General features: G+C 66.7%; 13 protein-coding genes. 9 read left to right on the top strand and 4 right to left on the bottom strand.

Features of this window, described 5'->3' with window-relative positions; all coding sequences use genetic code 11:
* Positions 1-45 precede the first annotated feature (45 nt).
* Together OC534_RS07445 and OC534_RS07450 are read left to right on the top strand one after the other, a co-directional pair.
* Positions 46-1,548, top strand: coding sequence for an aldehyde dehydrogenase (locus tag OC534_RS07445; RefSeq protein WP_017357062.1), 1,503 nt, complete (start codon positions 46-48; stop codon positions 1,546-1,548).
* A gap of 106 nt (positions 1,549-1,654) precedes the next feature.
* Positions 1,655-2,929, top strand: a complete 1,275-nt coding sequence (locus OC534_RS07450; RefSeq protein ID WP_017357063.1) for an MFS transporter — start codon at positions 1,655-1,657, stop codon at positions 2,927-2,929.
* Here the strand turns inward: OC534_RS07450 and OC534_RS07455 are convergent, their stop codons facing one another.
* Positions 2,930-3,391, bottom strand: coding sequence for a bacteriohemerythrin (locus tag OC534_RS07455; protein WP_017357064.1), 462 nt, complete (start codon positions 3,389-3,391; stop codon positions 2,930-2,932).
* A 70-nt stretch (positions 3,392-3,461) separates the two neighbouring features.
* Positions 3,462-4,814 (bottom strand): diguanylate cyclase, encoded by a 1,353-nt coding sequence (locus OC534_RS07460; protein ID WP_262071628.1) that lies wholly within the window; start codon positions 4,812-4,814, stop codon positions 3,462-3,464.
* Positions 4,815-5,057: 243 nt separating this feature from the next.
* Between OC534_RS07460 and OC534_RS07465 the strand changes: the two genes are divergently transcribed.
* Complete coding sequence (locus tag OC534_RS07465; RefSeq protein WP_037591605.1) at positions 5,058-5,468, top strand: hypothetical protein; 411 nt, start codon at positions 5,058-5,060, stop codon at positions 5,466-5,468.
* 82 nt (positions 5,469-5,550) lie between these two features.
* On the opposite strand, the gene OC534_RS07470 is transcribed toward OC534_RS07465, so the two are convergent.
* Both OC534_RS07470 and OC534_RS07475 read right to left on the bottom strand, forming a co-directional pair.
* Complete coding sequence (locus OC534_RS07470; protein ID WP_262071629.1) at positions 5,551-7,146, bottom strand: MASE1 domain-containing protein; 1,596 nt, start codon at positions 7,144-7,146, stop codon at positions 5,551-5,553.
* A gap of 466 nt (positions 7,147-7,612) precedes the next feature.
* On the bottom strand, positions 7,613-8,899 hold the full coding sequence (locus OC534_RS07475) for an FAD-binding oxidoreductase (RefSeq protein WP_262071630.1): 1,287 nt from the start codon (positions 8,897-8,899) through the stop codon (positions 7,613-7,615).
* A gap of 141 nt (positions 8,900-9,040) precedes the next feature.
* On the opposite strand from OC534_RS07475, the gene OC534_RS07480 reads away from it, so the two are divergent.
* The 6 genes from OC534_RS07480 to OC534_RS07505 all read left to right on the top strand — a co-directional run bounded on the left by OC534_RS07480 (position 9,041) and on the right by OC534_RS07505 (position 15,448).
* Positions 9,041-9,799 carry a gamma-glutamyl-gamma-aminobutyrate hydrolase family protein gene (locus OC534_RS07480; RefSeq protein ID WP_262071631.1) on the top strand — a complete coding sequence of 253 codons (759 nt, stop codon included), beginning with the start codon at positions 9,041-9,043 and terminating at the stop codon, positions 9,797-9,799.
* On the top strand, positions 9,796-11,193 hold the full coding sequence (locus OC534_RS07485) for a glutamine synthetase family protein (protein WP_017357070.1): 1,398 nt from the start codon (positions 9,796-9,798) through the stop codon (positions 11,191-11,193). Before OC534_RS07480 ends, OC534_RS07485 begins: the two co-directional genes overlap by 4 nt.
* A 135-nt stretch (positions 11,194-11,328) precedes the next feature.
* Entirely contained in the window at positions 11,329-12,432 is a 1,104-nt protein-coding gene (locus OC534_RS07490) for a polyamine ABC transporter substrate-binding protein (protein ID WP_136004178.1), read from the top strand.
* Positions 12,433-12,564: 132 nt separating this feature from the next.
* The gene (gene potA, locus OC534_RS07495) at positions 12,565-13,698 is read left to right on the top strand and encodes a polyamine ABC transporter ATP-binding protein (protein ID WP_153164389.1); all 1,134 of its coding nucleotides are present in this window, start codon (positions 12,565-12,567) and stop codon (positions 13,696-13,698) included.
* A complete protein-coding gene (locus OC534_RS07500) occupies positions 13,695-14,606 on the top strand; it encodes an ABC transporter permease subunit (RefSeq protein ID WP_017357073.1) in 912 nt (303 codons plus the stop codon). The genes potA and OC534_RS07500 overlap by 4 nt, the downstream gene beginning before the upstream one ends.
* Positions 14,603-15,448, top strand: a complete 846-nt coding sequence (locus OC534_RS07505) for an ABC transporter permease subunit (protein ID WP_017357074.1) — start codon at positions 14,603-14,605, stop codon at positions 15,446-15,448. The genes OC534_RS07500 and OC534_RS07505 overlap by 4 nt, the downstream gene beginning before the upstream one ends.
* The last annotated feature ends 55 nt before the right edge of the window (positions 15,449-15,503 follow it).

Below are 15,503 nucleotides of genomic sequence, written 5' to 3' on the forward strand. Positions count from 1 at the left end.
GCAGGTATAACCGCGATAGCCCATCCGATCAAACGAGGAGCGTCCATGACCGCCGCACGCACCCGCGCCGACTGGCAGCGCCAGGCCGAGGGCCTGCACATCCCCGACCAGGCCTTCATCGACGGGCGCTACGTCGACGCCGCCAGCGGTGCACGCTACGCCTGCATCAGCCCGATCGATGGACGCGTGCTGGCACAGGTGGTCGATGCCGACCACCTCGACGTCGACCGTGCGGTCGCCGCCGCCCGTCGCAGCTTCGAAGCGGGCCATTGGTCGCGGGCCGCCCCGGCGCAGCGCAAGCAGGTGCTGCTGAGGCTGGCCGAGCTGGTCGAACGCGATGCGGACGAACTGGCGCTGCTGGAGACCCTGGACATGGGCAAGCCGGTGCGCGACGCGCGGCAGGGCGACCTGGCGGGGGTCCTGCGCTGCCTGCGCTGGACCGCCGAGGCGGTCGACAAGGTCTACGGCGAGGTAGCGCCCACGCCGCTGGATACGCTGGGGCTGATCACCCGTGAGCCGATCGGCGTGGTGGCGGCCATCGTGCCCTGGAACTTTCCGCTGCTGATGGCCTGCTGGAAGATCGCCCCGGCCCTGGCCGCCGGCAATTCGGTGGTGCTCAAGCCGTCCGAGCGCTCGCCACTGAGCGCGCTGCGGCTGGCGGCGCTGGCGGCCGAAGCGGGCGTGCCCGACGGTGTGTTCAACGTGCTGCCCGGCCACGGCCAGCGCACCGGTGAACCCCTGGCGCTGCACATGGACGTGGATGCGCTTGCGTTTACCGGCTCTACGGCAGTCGGCCGGCGGCTGCTGCAGTGCGCCGGCCAGTCCAACCTCAAGCGGACATGGCTGGAATGTGGCGGCAAGAGCCCGAATCTGGTGTTCGCCGACGCACCGGACCTGGACACAGCGGCGCAGGCCGCGGCCACCGCGATCTTCTACAACCAGGGCGAAGTGTGCACGGCAGGCTCGCGCCTGCTGGTCCAGCGCTCGATCAAGGATGCGTTCGTGGCGCGCGTGCTCGCCTACGGGCGGCACATGCAGCCGCAGCATCCGTTCGAGCCGGACGCCGCGATGGGCGCGCTGGTCGATGATGCCCACGCCGACCGCGTGCTCGACCACGTGGCGCGGGGGGAGGCCGAGGGCGCCCGCCTGCTGCTTGGCGGTCGGCGGGTGGAGGTGGTGGCAGGCGGCAGCTATGTGGAGCCCACCGTGTTCGATGAGGTCGACCCGCAGCACGCCATCGCCCGCGAGGAGATCTTCGGTCCCGTGCTCGCGGTGATTCCCTTCGATCATGAGGAGGATGCGCTGCGCCTGGCCAACGATTCGGTGTATGGCCTGGCCGCAGGTGTCTGGACGCGCGACCTCGGCCGCGCGCATCGCGTGGCGCGCGGCCTGCGTGCCGGCAGCGTCTGGGTCAACCAATGGGACGGTGGCGACATGACCGCGCCGTTCGGTGGCTACAAACAGTCCGGCATCGGCCGCGACAAATCCCTGCATGCCTTCGACAAGTACACCGAGCTGAAAGCCACCTGGATCCATCTGGGCGCGTGAACCGCCGCGGCGGGCGCCGGCGGCGGACAGTCACGTCTGCAACCATCGTCCCGCCGCAGGCAACGGGCGTGGCAGAATCCGGCAGCTGCCCCTTTTCGTGTGTCCGATGTCGACTCCTGCCGCGCCTGCCGTCAATTCGCCCCGCCGTGTGCTGCTGGCCAGCCTGATCGGCACCACCATCGAGTTCTTCGATTTCTACATCTACGCCACGGCGGCGGTGCTGGTGTTTCCGCACCTGTTCTTCCCCGACAGCAGCGATGGTGCGGCCCTGCTGCAGTCGCTGGCGACCTTCGCGGTGGCGTTCATCGCGCGGCCGGTCGGCTCGGCGGTGTTCGGCCACTACGGCGACCGCATCGGGCGCAAGGCCACGCTGGTCGCCGCGCTGCTCACGATGGGCGTATCCACGGTACTGATCGGTGTGCTGCCCACGCATGCCAGCATCGGCCTGTGGGCGCCCGCGCTGCTGGCACTGTGCCGGTTCGGCCAGGGCCTCGGGCTGGGCGGAGAGTGGGGCGGGGCAGTACTGCTGGCGACCGAGAACGCGCCGCCTGGCAAGCGCGCCTGGTACGGCATGTTTCCGCAGCTGGGCGCGCCGCTGGGCTTCCTGCTGTCGGCCGGCGTATTCCTGCTGCTCGGACGCGCGATGAGCGATGCCGACTTCCTGCAGTGGGGCTGGCGCGTGCCATTCCTGGCCAGTTCGCTGCTGGTCGCGGTCGGGCTGTGGGTGCGCCTGAACATCCACGAGACGCCGCAGTTCCAGGCCGCACTGGACCGCAACGAACGGGTGCGCCTGCCGATGTGGACGGTCATCTCCGCGCATCCGATGACCCTGCTGCTGGGCACGCTGGGCGCGTTCGCCACCTTCGTGCTGTTCTACCTGATGACCGTGTTCACCCTCGGCTACGGCACGACCGTGCTGCACTATGCACGCGAGGATTTCCTGCTGCTGCAGATGGCCGGCATCCTGTTCTTCGCCGCCGGCATCCCGTTGTCCGCGCGCTACGGCGACCGCTGGGGCACGCGCCGGACGATGATCGTTGCCAGCGGCCTGATTCTGGCGTTCGGCGTGCTGTTCGCGCCGCTGTTCCAGGCCGGCAGCCCGTGGATGGTGCTCGTCTTCCTGTCGCTGGGGCTGTTCCTGATGGGGCTGACCTACGGCCCCTGCGGCACCTTCCTGGCTGAAATCTACCCGGTGCAGGTGCGCTACACCGGCGCGTCGTTGTCGTTCAACCTGGCCGGCATTCTGGGCGCTGCACCCGCGCCGTACGTGGCCACCTGGCTGGCCGAACGCTTCGGCCTGGTCGCGGTGGGCTACTACCTCTGCCTCACCGCGCTGGTCACCATCGTCGCGCTGCTGGCGATGGGCCGGCGGGCGCGCTGATCAGCCGAAGAAGCGCTTGAGCGTGCGGCCCAGCCAGCTGCCCTGCTGGTGCTCGCGGGCGAACTGGTTGAGGTGCTGCTTGACCTGCGGCGCATAGGCCTTGTCGTCGCCACGGATGTGGTTGAACAGCCAGCGCGACAGCATTGTGCGCAGTTCATCGGTGATGTCCTCGCCGGCCTGGAAACGCAGCCGGTACTCGGCCACGCGCTTGCCGAAGATCTCGTGCACGCGCTTGTGCGCGGCGCAGAACGGATAGCCGGCTTCCTCCATCAGCTCTTCCTCGAAAGCGAAGTGCGACATGGTGTAGTCCACCAGCTCGTCGATCACCTCGGCGACGGCCAGTCGCTCCAGGCTCTTCTGCGCGACATGCAGGTGGTTGAGCATCTCCACGATGCGCATGTGCTGGTGGTCGATGACCTCGATCCCGATGTTGAGATCGTCCTGCCAGACCAGAAGTGCCATGATGCGTTCCCTGTGCTTTTCAACTGGGCACGACTCTAGGCACGACGCGGCCAGGCCGCGTTGATCTCGATCAAGGCGCCAGCGCGGGTTCGCACGCGCGGGCGCCGGCATTGGTCGCGACCGTGGTGCAGTTGACCCGGTTGCGGCCGCCGGCCTTGGCCAGGTAGAGCTGGCGATCGGCTTCGGAGATCAGCCGGTGCAGCGAATCGTGCTGCGGGCGCAGGCAGCACAGCCCGATGCTGACGGTCATGCGCAGGGTCGTCTCGCCCAGGTTCACTTCCAGCGCGGCGATCGCCTGGCGCAGGCGCTCGAAGTAGGTCAAAGCCGCCTCCTGGTCCAGCCCCGGCACGAGCAGGCAGAACTCCTCCCCGCCGAACCGCGCGATCAGGTCCTGGTCGCGCGCGTGGGCGGCGACCGCAGCGGCCACCGCACGCAGCGCATCGTCGCCGGCCTCGTGGCCGTGGGTGTCGTTGATGTGCTTGAAATGGTCGATGTCGATCATCGCCACCGCCACCTGTTCGCCGTCCAGCTGCAATTGCGGCAGCTGGCGCTGGCTCTGTTCCAGGAAGCAGCGGCGGTTGGGCAGCCCGGTGAGGAAATCGCGCGTGGCCAGGTCCTGCAGGGTGCCGATCAGCTCCAGCTGGTCCACGTTCTGCGAGACGCGGCAGAAGAACTCCTCGCGCGAAAATGGCTTGCGCAGGAAGTCATTGGCGCCGTTCTTGAGGAAGCGTGGAATCAGCGACGGATCGGTGTTGCCGGAAATGCCGATCACCGCGACCTTGTCGCGCGAGCGCAGCGTGCGCAGGCGGCGGGTGAACTCCACGCCTTCCATGCCAGGCATTTCCTGGTCCACCACCGCCAGGCGGATCGCCGGATGCGCCTCGATCGCCTTCAGTCCCTCGGCACCGTCGGCGGCCTCGTATACGTCGTGGCCGTACATGCGCAGCAGGGAGGCGGCGTACATCCGCGCCGACAGCGAGTCGTCCACCACCAGCGCGGCGATGCGCCGGTTGCGCTCCAGCCGCTGCACCAGCCACACGAGATAGTCGATGCTGCCGGGCGTGTTCTTCAACACGTAGTCGATGATCTGCTGCTGCAGCACACGCTTGCGCAGGTCTTCGTCGTAGACGCCGCTGACCACCACCGTGGGCAGCCCGCGCGACAGGAAGAACTCCACCACTCCATCGCGGTCGCCATCGGCGAGCACCAGCCCGGTCAGGACCAGGAACCAGCCCTGTTCCTCGTCCAGCAGCCGGCCCGCCTCGGCCAGGCTGGTGGCCACCGACACCGGTAGCTCCAGGCGCTGCTCGATCGCTTCGCGCAGCATGCTGGTGAACGTTCGCGAGTTCTCCACCAGCAGGATCCGCTGGGGCAAAGCATCACCGGGGTCGCTGTCGAAAGCGCCCTGCAACAGTGCCGGCATGAGGCGTACGCTCGGAGTCGAGTGGGTCGGCAGGGATAGCGGCCATTTCATATGAAACTTTAGGCGCGACGCAAGGCGGGACCAGGAGCATGATGGCCATCGGTCCGCCGGCAGGCAGGGCCAGCAGGACAATCGCGCCATTCCGGTTCGATATCGGGACGATGCGCAGGTAATATGCCAAGCGATGTTTTCATTGGCCCCAATCAGGAGGTGGACGTGCCTTTTCTACGTATAGGTAGTGCCGTGGCCAGCGTGATTCTGGCGGTGGTTCCGGCGTTGGCGTTGGCTCAGTCTGATGGTCACGGGGCTCCCCTGGCAAGAAGTGGGCTGGGCCAGACGCATCCAGTTGCCGTCAACCTGAGTCTCGACCCGGAGTGGCGGGTGTACGGGTTCCAGCGTGATGGCATCTCGTACTTCCAGGTCAACGATCTCGTTGGACGGGTACAGTTGATCATTGGACGTGCGGATGACGCGTTCTGGACGCTGCCCGCTGGCGAAAGCCCGGCCCGTGTGTCGTTGCCACTGCAACGGGTCCAGACTCCGGCGAACGCAGCCAGGTCCGAGGTCTATCGGGGAGCCGGCTTTACGCTGGTTCGTTACGGTCATGGCGCCGATGCCGTCTGGTCGGTAGAGGTCGCAGACCAGCAGCCATAGCGTTCCGGGGCGCATGTGGCCATGACGCGCTGCCGCGTGATACGCGGCAGCATCCGTTCCCGCACACCGGGAACCGTTCTTCCTATTGACCAGACCGGAGACTCTCCCGAACCCAGTGCTGCTGGGGGAGGTCTGCCGCTCTGGCGGGTGTGCGCGTCGATGGCTCCGTCAGCACGATCCTGATCCGATTGCGGCGGCACTGCACAAGGCCGCCGTAGGCAAGCGGCAGGCCGGCCAGATGCTCATCGACCCTGGTAACGGTTGTTTCAGACAGCGTGTGTGCCGGATCGAGCAGTGCGACGACAACGAGGATTCCCCGCCGGGGCCCGAAGCGCCCGCAGCGGGCCCGGACCGTTATCTGTCCGTACTCGTGCTCGAGCAGCATGGAAACCGCTTCAGTGGTTCCCCGATAGGCGGCCAGTTGCAGCCCGGTGCTCAGGAGGCACGGGTCGCCTTCCAGGCGAGGCCGGGTCACCCGATTGCTCAGATCCCAGGATTCACGCACGCCGCCGGCCTGCAGCGCGACGTACAGGCCCAGCTGATCCAGTGTGGTGGGATAGACCATGCTTGCCTGCGCACGGAACAGTCGTGAATGTACTGTTGCCGTGTTCAACAGCCTGCCTGCTATTTCATTGTGGCCGTGCAGTTTCAGCCAGTTCACCACTTCTTTGAGCGACACATCAATGCCGTCGCCGAGTTTCTTCAGGTGAAGCGCACGTTCGCGCAGGCCATTCTCGGTCGCGATATGTGAATTGCGGGCCAGCTTTATGGCCTTTCCCGCCCCGTCTTCATGGATCCGGTAGCGATGATAGTAGTGCGTGATGCGCGACCCGAACAGAAGAAGGGCGATGCCGGCCACAGCCAGGACCATCTGCGACGTGAAGGTCGTCGAATCAAACGCCAAAGGATGCGGCTTGGGTGTCGTCAGCCCGATGATGAGATTGAGTGATGGAACGGCCAGCGCCGCTCCACGCCACCCAAGCAGGCAGGTAAGTGCTATGGCCGGTAGTGCCAACAACAGCTGCATGCCGGTCTTGGCGGTCGCCGATTCTGCTGGAATCAGCGACGAGGAGATGCCGATCAGGATCATTACCGCCACCGCAATGATGCTCGGCGTCAGGAAACGGCCTGTCCGTGCGGGCTCCGCGCGTCTCAATGCCCAGAGCAGGGCAAGCGGGACCACCGTCAGGATGCCGATGAAGTCTCCCACGATGTAGCGCGCTGCGCCGGCCAGCAGCGGCACATCCGGTGTCGGCCAGAGCAGGTGCATCAGCGCCAGGTTCAACGATGTAACGGCGACGGCCGATGCCGCGCCAACCGAGAGCAGCCAGACCTGGGTGGTGGCGGCCATCATGCGGCGATGCAGTCGTACAATCAGTGCCACTGTGGGCATCAGGGAGACGGAAGCGAGTATCACCCAGGTCAGCCCGTACTTTTCCACCATCGGGTAACGCATCTGGGCAAAGTAGGCGTATTCGCCGAGGAACAGGTAAGGCCAAAGGCGTGGTGGGCAGAGCAGCAGCGCGGCCACCCGTATGCCCGCAGGCAGGTAGAACTGGTCGAGGGACAGCTTGCGCGCGCCCCAGCATGCAAAGGCATACACAACTGCGAGAGCAAGTCCGACCGGGCGGATGTGCAGCTTCAGCTGAAGACCATCTTTCCACCATTCGCCTCGCACGCCTTCCCTCCTGTCCGTGCCCCGTCAACATCCATGCGGCGCAATACACTATGAGTGGACGGTATCCACACGGGAAGGATTATGCAATTGCGCAGGACAGTTGCCGGATTGCGGTGACCGTGGGTTTCAGCAGACGCGGCGCAGCATTCGGCCTTGAGTGTGATTTGCGTCTCTATTTTCTCTGCGGGTTGCCGCAGCGCACGTGGGTATATAGGCCGATGACGTGCGCTCCGGCAGGCGAGGGCATATACCGCGGCCAGAGCGAGGCCAGCGGGCCGAATGCGCAGGTTCAGTTGACGTCCGTTTCTCCACCAGTCCCATCGTGCGACGCCCCGGCGTGTCGTATGAGGCCGGTCTTCCGTCGCGGCGGAGAATCCATCCAGACGGCATTCCCGGAGAACGGGACAGTATCGGCAGTTTCCAGCGGTTGCAATCGCGACGGGAAACTGCGCGCGATCACCTCCGATCACCACAACGCGTCGCGCAGCTTGTACCAGGACATCGCCGCCACCAGCAGCGGGGTGCGCAGCGCACGCCCACCCGGGAAGCGGCGGTGCGGGATACGGGCAAACACGTCCAGCCGTTCCGACTGCCCCGCGATGGCCTCGGCCAATATCACGCCGGCCAGTCCCGCGGCCGCCACGCCGTGGCCGGAGAAGCCCTGCGCGTAATACACCGTGGGGTCCAGGCGCCCCCAGTCGGGCGCGCGGTTGCGGGTGATATCCACCAGGCCGCCCCAGACATAGTCCATTTCCACATCGGCCAGCTGCGGAAACACCTGGTGCATGCGCCGCGTCATCACGCCGCGCAGGCCCGGCGGCGGCAGCGCCGAGTAGCTGGCCCGGCCGCCGAACAGCAGCCGGTGGTCGTGGCTGAGACGGAAGTAATCCAGCGCCCAGCTCACGTCGGCCACCGCCATGTCGTTGCGGATCAGGGCCTGCGCGCGGGCCTTCCCCAGTACCTGCGAGGCACCGATATAGGTGCCCACCGGCATGATCCGTGCTTCCTGCGCCGGCGCGATGCCCTGCAGCAGGGCGTTGCCGGCGATCACCACATGGCTGGCGCTGACGCTGCCGGCGGCAGTGCGCAGCCGCGGGCGCGTGCCCCGTTCCAGCCGCAGCACCGGCGAGTGCTCGTGGATGACCGCGCCGGCGCATGCCGCCGCGCGTGCCAGGCCCTGCGCATAGGCCAGCGGATGCAGGTGGCCACTGTCAGCATCGAACATCGCCCCGCGATAGCGCGGACTGTCCAGCTGCTGCTGGAGCTGGCTGCGGTCCCACCACTGCAGCGGATAATCGTAGCGTTCGGCCAGTGCGACCAGGCCCGCGCGCAGCCCGCGTTCCTGGCGGGCGTTGATCGGCACGCTGGCATGGCCGTCCCGCCAGTCGCACTGGATCTGGTGGCGCTGGAGTCGATCGCGCAGCAGGCGCATGCCGTCGCGCGAAAAATCGAACAGCAGGCGGGCATCGGCCGGGCCGACCAGGCGTTCCAAGGTGTCCACTTCACAGCCATAGCCGACGATGGCCTGGCCACCATTGCGTCCGGACGCGCCCCAGCCGACGCGCTGCGCTTCGAGCACGATCACCCGATAGCCGCGCCCGGCCAGCGCGAGCGCGGCGGACAGGCCGGTGTAGCCGGCACCCAGCACGCAGACGTCGGCGACATGGTCGCCATGCAGCGGCGCATGCACGGCCACGTCCGGCACGCTGTCGGCGTACCAGCTCGGCGCATGCGCGACGGCGGTGCTGCTCATGCGCGGCACCGGCAGGGAAGGGAGGGGGCGTCAGTCATGCGCACAGCATGCCAGCAACGCCGGCAACGCATCGTGGAGGTCGCGCTTGCGTGGCCCGCGCGCGTCGGCGTACCGTGCAGCCAGGTCATCCGAGCACGATGCATGGACCCGTCACCCTGGGTCGGCCTGCCCACCGACAGCCTGCAGCTGGGCCATCACCGGTTTGCGATGGCGGGCGAAAAGTATGTGCAGGCGCTGGTCCAGGCGGCCGGCGTGGTGCCGGTGCTGCTGCCCAGCCTGCACCCCGCCTTGCCGGCCAGCCCCTGGCTGGACCGCCTGCAGGGGCTGCTGCTGACCGGCGCGGTCAGCAACATCGACCCCCGTCACTACGATGGCCCACCGTCCTGGCCTGGCAACCCGCACGATCCGGCGCGCGATGCCAACGCGTTCGCGCTGCTGCAGGCGGCGCTGGCGCGTGACCTGCCGGTGCTGGCGATCTGCCGCGGCTTCCAGGAGCTCAATGTCGCGCTCGGGGGCAGCCTGCACCCACGGGTGCAGCGGGTGCCGGGCATGCTCGACCATCGTGAAGACCCCGCTGCCACGGTCGACGTGCAGTACGGGCCGGCCCACGCTGTCGTGCTCACACCGGGCGGTTGGCTGGCCGGCTGGGCGGGTGCGGAGACGGCGAGGGTCAACTCGGTGCACGGGCAGGGCATCGCGCGGCTCGCGCCGGGGCTGCAGGTCGAGGCGCGGGCGCCGGACGGGCTGGTCGAAGCCGCGCGCAGTCCCACGCATCGTTTCGTCCTCGGCGTACAGTGGCACCCGGAATGGCGTGTCGCCAGCGATGCGTTCTATCACAGTATTTTCCGTGCCTTCGGCGATGCTTGTCGCCGCTACTCCTCTACAGCAGACCGGTCATGACCACCCGAACGCGCTCGCGCAAGAAATCCGCCACGCCGCCCGTCCCGCAGGAGAGCGTGCTGTTGCGCTGGCTCAAGGACCGGCGCATCACCGAAGTGGAGTGCCTGGTGCCGGACATCACCGGCAATGCGCGCGGCAAGATCATCCCGGCTGACAAGTTTTCCCACGACTACGGCACGCGCCTGCCCGAGGGCATCTTCGCCACCACCGTGACCGGCGAGTTCCCCGACGACTACTACGAACTGACCTCGCCGTCGGATTCGGACATGATCCTGCGCCCGGACCCGGACACGGTCCGCATGGTGCCGTGGGCCACCGATCCCACCGCGCAGGTGATCCACGACTGCTACACCAAGACCGGCCAACCGCACGAACTGGCCCCGCGCAACGTGCTGCGGCGGGTGCTGGACGGCTACACCGCACTGGGCCTGCGCCCGGTAGTGGCACCGGAGCTGGAGTTCTTCCTGGTGCAGAAGAACACCGACCCGGACTTCCCGCTGCTGCCGCCCGCCGGGCGCTCGGGGCGCCCGGAGACCGCACGCCAGTCCTATTCCATCGATGCGGTCAACGAGTTCGATCCCATCCTGGACCTGATGTACGACTACTGCGATGCGATGAAGCTGGACGTGGACACGCTGATCCATGAATCCGGTGCGGCGCAGCTGGAGGTCAATTTCACCCATGCCGATGCGATGGACCTGGCCGACCAGGTATTCCTGTTCAAGCGCACCATGCGCGAGGCGGCGATGCGCCACGGGGTGTACGCCACCTTCCTGGCCAAGCCGATGGAGACCGAGCCGGGCAGTGCCATGCACATCCACCAGAGCCTGATACGGATCAGCGACGGCCACAATGTCTTCAGCGGCGACAACGGCGGTGAGGACTTCAGTCCGATCTTCGGCCACTACCTGGCGGGCCTGCAGAAGTACGTGCCGATGGCGATGGCGTTCTTCGCCCCCAACGTGAACTCGTACCGTCGGCTGGTGTTCGGCGAGGTGTCGCCGAGCAACGTGCATTGGGGCTTCGACAACCGCACCTGCGGGCTGCGCGTGCCGATGGACACCCCGGAGAACATGCGCGTGGAGAGCCGCTTCGCCGGGTCGGACGCCAACCCGTACCTGGCGATGGCCGCGACGCTGGCGGCCGGCCTGCTCGGCATCCGTGAGCAGGGCTCGCCGACCGCGCCGATCGGCGGCAGCGCCAAGGAGCTGGGCTACGACCTGCCGCGCTCGCTGGGCGAGGCGCTGGACGGGCTGGAGGGCTGCCCGGAACTGCGCGACATGCTTGGCGAGCGCTTCTGCCGGGCCTATGTCTCGGTCAAGCGCAAGGAGTACGAGACCTTCTTCCGCGTCATCAGCTCGTGGGAGCGCGAGTTCCTGCTGCTCAACGTCTGAAGGCCGTGACGCACCCGGTGCGGCAAGGCCGTGAGGGCCGCGTGCTGGGAAAATGGGCGCGCGCCCGGTAGGCTGGCACCCGTCTTGCCGGTCCGGCCGGTTCCCCCATCTCGCACCTGACCTGTGGAGAGTCCGATGAAGCTGCGAATCCTCACCCTCGGCATTGCCGTGTCCCTGCTCAGCGCCTGTGGCGGCGGCAAACAGGAAGACGCCAAGGTGCTGAACGTCTACAACTACAGCGATTACATCGCCGAGAACACCATTCCGGACTTTGAGAAGAAGACCGGGATCAAGGTGACCTACGATGTGTTCGACAGCGATGAGATGGTCGAGACCAAGCTGCTGGCCGGTGACAGCGGCTACGACGTGGTGGTGCCGACGCTGAACTTCTTCGGGCGCCAGATCAAGGCCGGTGTGTTCCTGCCACTGGACAAGAGCAGGATTCCGAACCTGGGCAACCTCGACCCGGAGATGATGAAGCGCATCGCCCAGCAGGACCCGGGCAACCAGTACGGCGTGCCCTACATGATCGGCACCACCGGGATCGGCTACAACGTGGAGCTGCTCAAGCAGCGTTTCGGGGGCAGCACCGAGATCGCCAACAGCTGGGATCTGGTGTTCAAGCCGGAGAACATCGCCAAGATGAAGGACTGCGGCGTGACCATTCTGGACACCCCGTCGGACATGATCCCGATCGCGCTGCATTATCTCGGCGAGGATCCGCACAGCAACGACCCGGCCACCCTGCAGAAGGCGGCCGCGCTGCTCAAGAGCATCCGCCCGTACGTGCAGAACTTCCACTCCTCGCAGTACGTGGGCTCGCTGGCCAACGGCGGTACCTGCCTGGTGGTCGGCTGGTCCGGTGACATCATCCAGGCCCGTGACCGTGCCGCCGAGGCCGACAACGGCGTCACCGTGGCCTATTCGATCCCGCGCGAGGGCGCGCCGCAGTGGTTCGACATGCTGGCCATTCCCAAGGACGCCAAGCACCCGGAGGCCGCCTACGCCTTCATCAACTACCTGCTCGAACCCAAGGTCGCCGCGGCCAACACCAACTTCATCCACTACGCCAACCCGGTGACGGCGGCCACGCCGCTGGTGGACGCGGCCATCCGCAACGACCCGACCATCTACCCGCCGGCCGACGTGGCCGCCAGAATGTTCACCTACTCGATCAACACCCCGGAAGTGGACAAGCTCTACACGCGGCTGTGGACCGAGGTCAAGACCGGGCGCTGAACCGCCCCCGTCTGGTACACCCCTTCAACCGCCGGCCCTGTGCCGGCGGTGTCGGTTGCGGCCCATGACGCGGCCGCGACCGTTAAAATGGGATCCTCCCCCCGTCCCGACGCGCGCCCGGAGCCGCTCCCCATGCCACTAGAAGCCAAGCCGGAAGGCGAGGTCGTGCCGGTCCTCGAACCGGGCTATCTGTCCATCCGCGCGCTGCGCAAGGAGTTCGACGGCTTCGTCGCGCTTGACGACGTCAGTCTGGACGTGAGGAAGGGCGAGATCTTCGCCCTGCTGGGTGGCTCGGGCAGCGGCAAGTCGACCCTGCTGCGCTGCCTGGGGGGCTTCGAGACGCCCACCGCCGGCAGCATCGACCTGGATGGCCAGCGCATCAATGCGCTGCCGCCGTACCAGCGCCCGATCAACATGATGTTCCAGTCCTACGCGCTGTTTCCGCACATGACCGTGGAGCAGAACATCGCGTTTGGCCTGAAGCAGGACGGAATGGCGCGCGATGCGATCCGTACGCGCGTGGGCGAGATGCTGGAGCTGGTGCAGATGGGCAGGCTGGCCAAGCGCAGGCCGCACCAGCTCTCCGGTGGCCAGCAGCAGCGCGTGGCGCTGGCGCGATCGCTGGCCAAGGGGCCCAAGCTGCTGCTGCTGGACGAGCCGATGGGGGCGCTGGACAAGAAGCTGCGTTCGCAGATGCAGCTGGAGCTGGTCAACATCATCGAGACCTCGGGGGTGACCTGCGTGATGGTCACCCACGACCAGGAAGAGGCCATGACGATGGCCACCCGCATTGCGGTGATGGACGCTGGCTGGATCCAGCAGGTCGGCAAACCGGACGAGATCTACGAGCAGCCCGCCAACCGCTTCGTCGCCGAGTTCATCGGGTCGGTGAACCTGTTCGACGGCGTCATCGACGAGGACCTGCCCGAGTACGTCACGGTGCGCACCCCGCTGTTCCCGGCGCCGATCTATGTCGCCCACGGGATCACCGGTTACGAAGGTCAGCCGGTCGCCTTCGCGCTGCGTCCGGAGAAGGTGATGATCGGCAAGGACGAGCCCGAGGGCGCCACCAACAAGGCCCAGGGCGTGATCGAGGACATCGCCTATTTCGGCAGCCATTCGGTGTACCACGTGCGCCTGCCCAGCGGCGCCAAGGTGCTGTCCAACTTCGCCAACTCGCAGCGCTGGGCCAGCGACGGGCTGACCTGGGGCGACAGCGTGTGGGTGCATTGGCGCGACAACGACGGCGTGGTGCTCACCGCATGAACGCCACGGGCTGGAAGCGTTGGCTCCCCGGCACGCGCAGTGGCGTGATCGCTGCGCCGTACCTGTGGCTGCTGCTGTTTTTCGCGGTGCCATTCGTGATCATCCTGATGATCTCGTTCGCGCGCACCCAAGTCGGTTCGCCGCCGTACACGTGGCTGCTGGAGTATGTGGACGGCGCGTTTTCGCTCAAGCTCAACCTCGGCAACTACGCCGCGCTGGTCAAGGACAACCAGTACGTGCTGGCCTACCTGAGCTCGATCAGGATTGCGCTGGTCTCCACACTGCTCACGCTGCTGATCGGTTATCCGATGGCCTACGTGATTTCGCGGATGTCGCCGGCCGCGCGCAACGTGGCCATGATGCTGGTGGTGCTGCCGTCGTGGACCTCGTTCCTGATCCGCGTGTACGCGTGGATCGGCATCCTGGACCGCAACGGCCTGCTCAACCAGTGGTTGATGAAGCTGGGCCTGATCGATGCGCCGCTGCAGATCCTGTACACCCCGACCGCCGCGTACATCGGCATCGTGTACTGCTACCTGCCGTTCATGGTGCTGCCGCTGTACGCCAATCTGGTCAAGCTCGACCATCGTCTGCTGGAGGCCGCCTATGACCTCGGCGCCAAGCCGTGGCGGGCGTTCCTGAGCATCACCCTGCCGCTGTCGCGCAGCGGCATCGTCGCCGGCTGCATGCTGGTGATGATCCCGGCGGTGGGCGAATTCGTGATTCCCGAAATGCTCGGTGGGCCGGACACGCTGATGATCGGCCGGGTGCTGTGGGGCGAGTTCTTCAACAACCGCGACTGGCCCACCGCCTCGGCGGTGGCGATCGTGATGCTGGCGCTGCTGCTGGTGCCGATCCTGGTCTTCAACCGCTTCCAGCAGCGCGAGCTGGAAGGGAAGCTGTCATGAGCATGGTGCGCGGCAACCGCTGGCTGGGCTGGGGCGTGCTGGGGCTGGGCTTTGCCTTCCTGTACCTGCCGATCCTGCTGTTGATGGTGTATTCCTTCAACGCCTCCAAGCTGGCCACGGTGTGGTCGGGGTTCTCCACCCGCTGGTACGGTGAGCTGTTCAACAACCGGCAGATCCTGGATGCGTTGTGGATCAGCCTGGAAGTGGCGTTCTGGACCGCCACGGCTGCGACGGTGCTGGGCACGATGGCGGCAATGGTGATGACCCGTTTCCGCCAGTTCCCGGGCAAGACGGTGTTCGGGGCGCTGATTACCGCGCCGCTGGTGATGCCGGAAGTGATCCTCGGGTTCTCGCTGATGACCCTGCTGGTGTCGATGGGCGGCATTCCCGGTTTCCCGAGCCGCGGCGTGGTCACGATCTGGATCGCGCATGTCACCTTCACCCTGTCGTTCGTAACGGTGGTGGTGTCCTCGCGCCTGCAGGAACTGGACCGTTCGCTGGAAGAAGCGGCGATGGACCTTGGGGCAGGGCGCCTGAAAGTGTTCTTCCAGATCACCCTGCCGATCATCGCACCGGCGCTGGTGGCCGGCTGGCTGCTGGCCTTCACGCTGTCGCTGGACGACGTGGTGATCGCCAGCTTCGTGGCAGGCCCGAACTCCACGACATTGCCGATGAAGGTGTTCGCCTCGGTGCGCATGGGCATCAAGCCGGAGATCAACGCGCTGGCCACCCTGATGGTGCTGGCGGTGTCGGTCGCCGCCGTGATCGGCTGGTACATCACCGCGCGCGGCGAGAAGCGCCGCCAGCGCGATCTGCAGATGGCGCTGCAGGACAAGGGGTGAGGCAACGGTCCTGCCAACCCAGCCACGCCGGCGCCCGGCAACGCACCCCACCATG

Origin of the sequence: Stenotrophomonas sp. Marseille-Q5258 (genome assembly GCF_946900935.1) — a bacterium.
In the GTDB taxonomy this organism is placed as follows: Bacteria; Pseudomonadota; Gammaproteobacteria; order Xanthomonadales; family Xanthomonadaceae; genus Stenotrophomonas; species Stenotrophomonas nematodicola.

What these genes read in the sequence shown, in the direction of transcription:
- OC534_RS07445 (WP_017357062.1), top strand. Translation starts at nt 46, where the DNA reads ATGACCGCCGCACGCACCCGCGCCGACTGGCAGCGCCAGGCCGAGGGC.
- OC534_RS07450 (WP_017357063.1), top strand. Translation starts at nt 1,655, where the DNA reads ATGTCGACTCCTGCCGCGCCTGCCGTCAATTCGCCCCGCCGTGTGCTG.
- OC534_RS07455 (WP_017357064.1), bottom strand. Translation starts at nt 3,391, where the DNA reads ATGGCACTTCTGGTCTGGCAGGACGATCTCAACATCGGGATCGAGGTC.
- OC534_RS07460 (WP_262071628.1), bottom strand. Translation starts at nt 4,814, where the DNA reads ATGCCGGCACTGTTGCAGGGCGCTTTCGACAGCGACCCCGGTGATGCT.
- OC534_RS07475 (WP_262071630.1), bottom strand. Translation starts at nt 8,899, where the DNA reads ATGAGCAGCACCGCCGTCGCGCATGCGCCGAGCTGGTACGCCGACAGC.
- OC534_RS07480 (WP_262071631.1), top strand. Translation starts at nt 9,041, where the DNA reads ATGGACCCGTCACCCTGGGTCGGCCTGCCCACCGACAGCCTGCAGCTG.
- OC534_RS07485 (WP_017357070.1), top strand. Translation starts at nt 9,796, where the DNA reads ATGACCACCCGAACGCGCTCGCGCAAGAAATCCGCCACGCCGCCCGTC.
- OC534_RS07490 (WP_136004178.1), top strand. Translation starts at nt 11,329, where the DNA reads ATGAAGCTGCGAATCCTCACCCTCGGCATTGCCGTGTCCCTGCTCAGC.
- potA (WP_153164389.1), top strand. Translation starts at nt 12,565, where the DNA reads ATGCCACTAGAAGCCAAGCCGGAAGGCGAGGTCGTGCCGGTCCTCGAA.
- OC534_RS07500 (WP_017357073.1), top strand. Translation starts at nt 13,695, where the DNA reads ATGAACGCCACGGGCTGGAAGCGTTGGCTCCCCGGCACGCGCAGTGGC.
- OC534_RS07505 (WP_017357074.1), top strand. Translation starts at nt 14,603, where the DNA reads ATGAGCATGGTGCGCGGCAACCGCTGGCTGGGCTGGGGCGTGCTGGGG.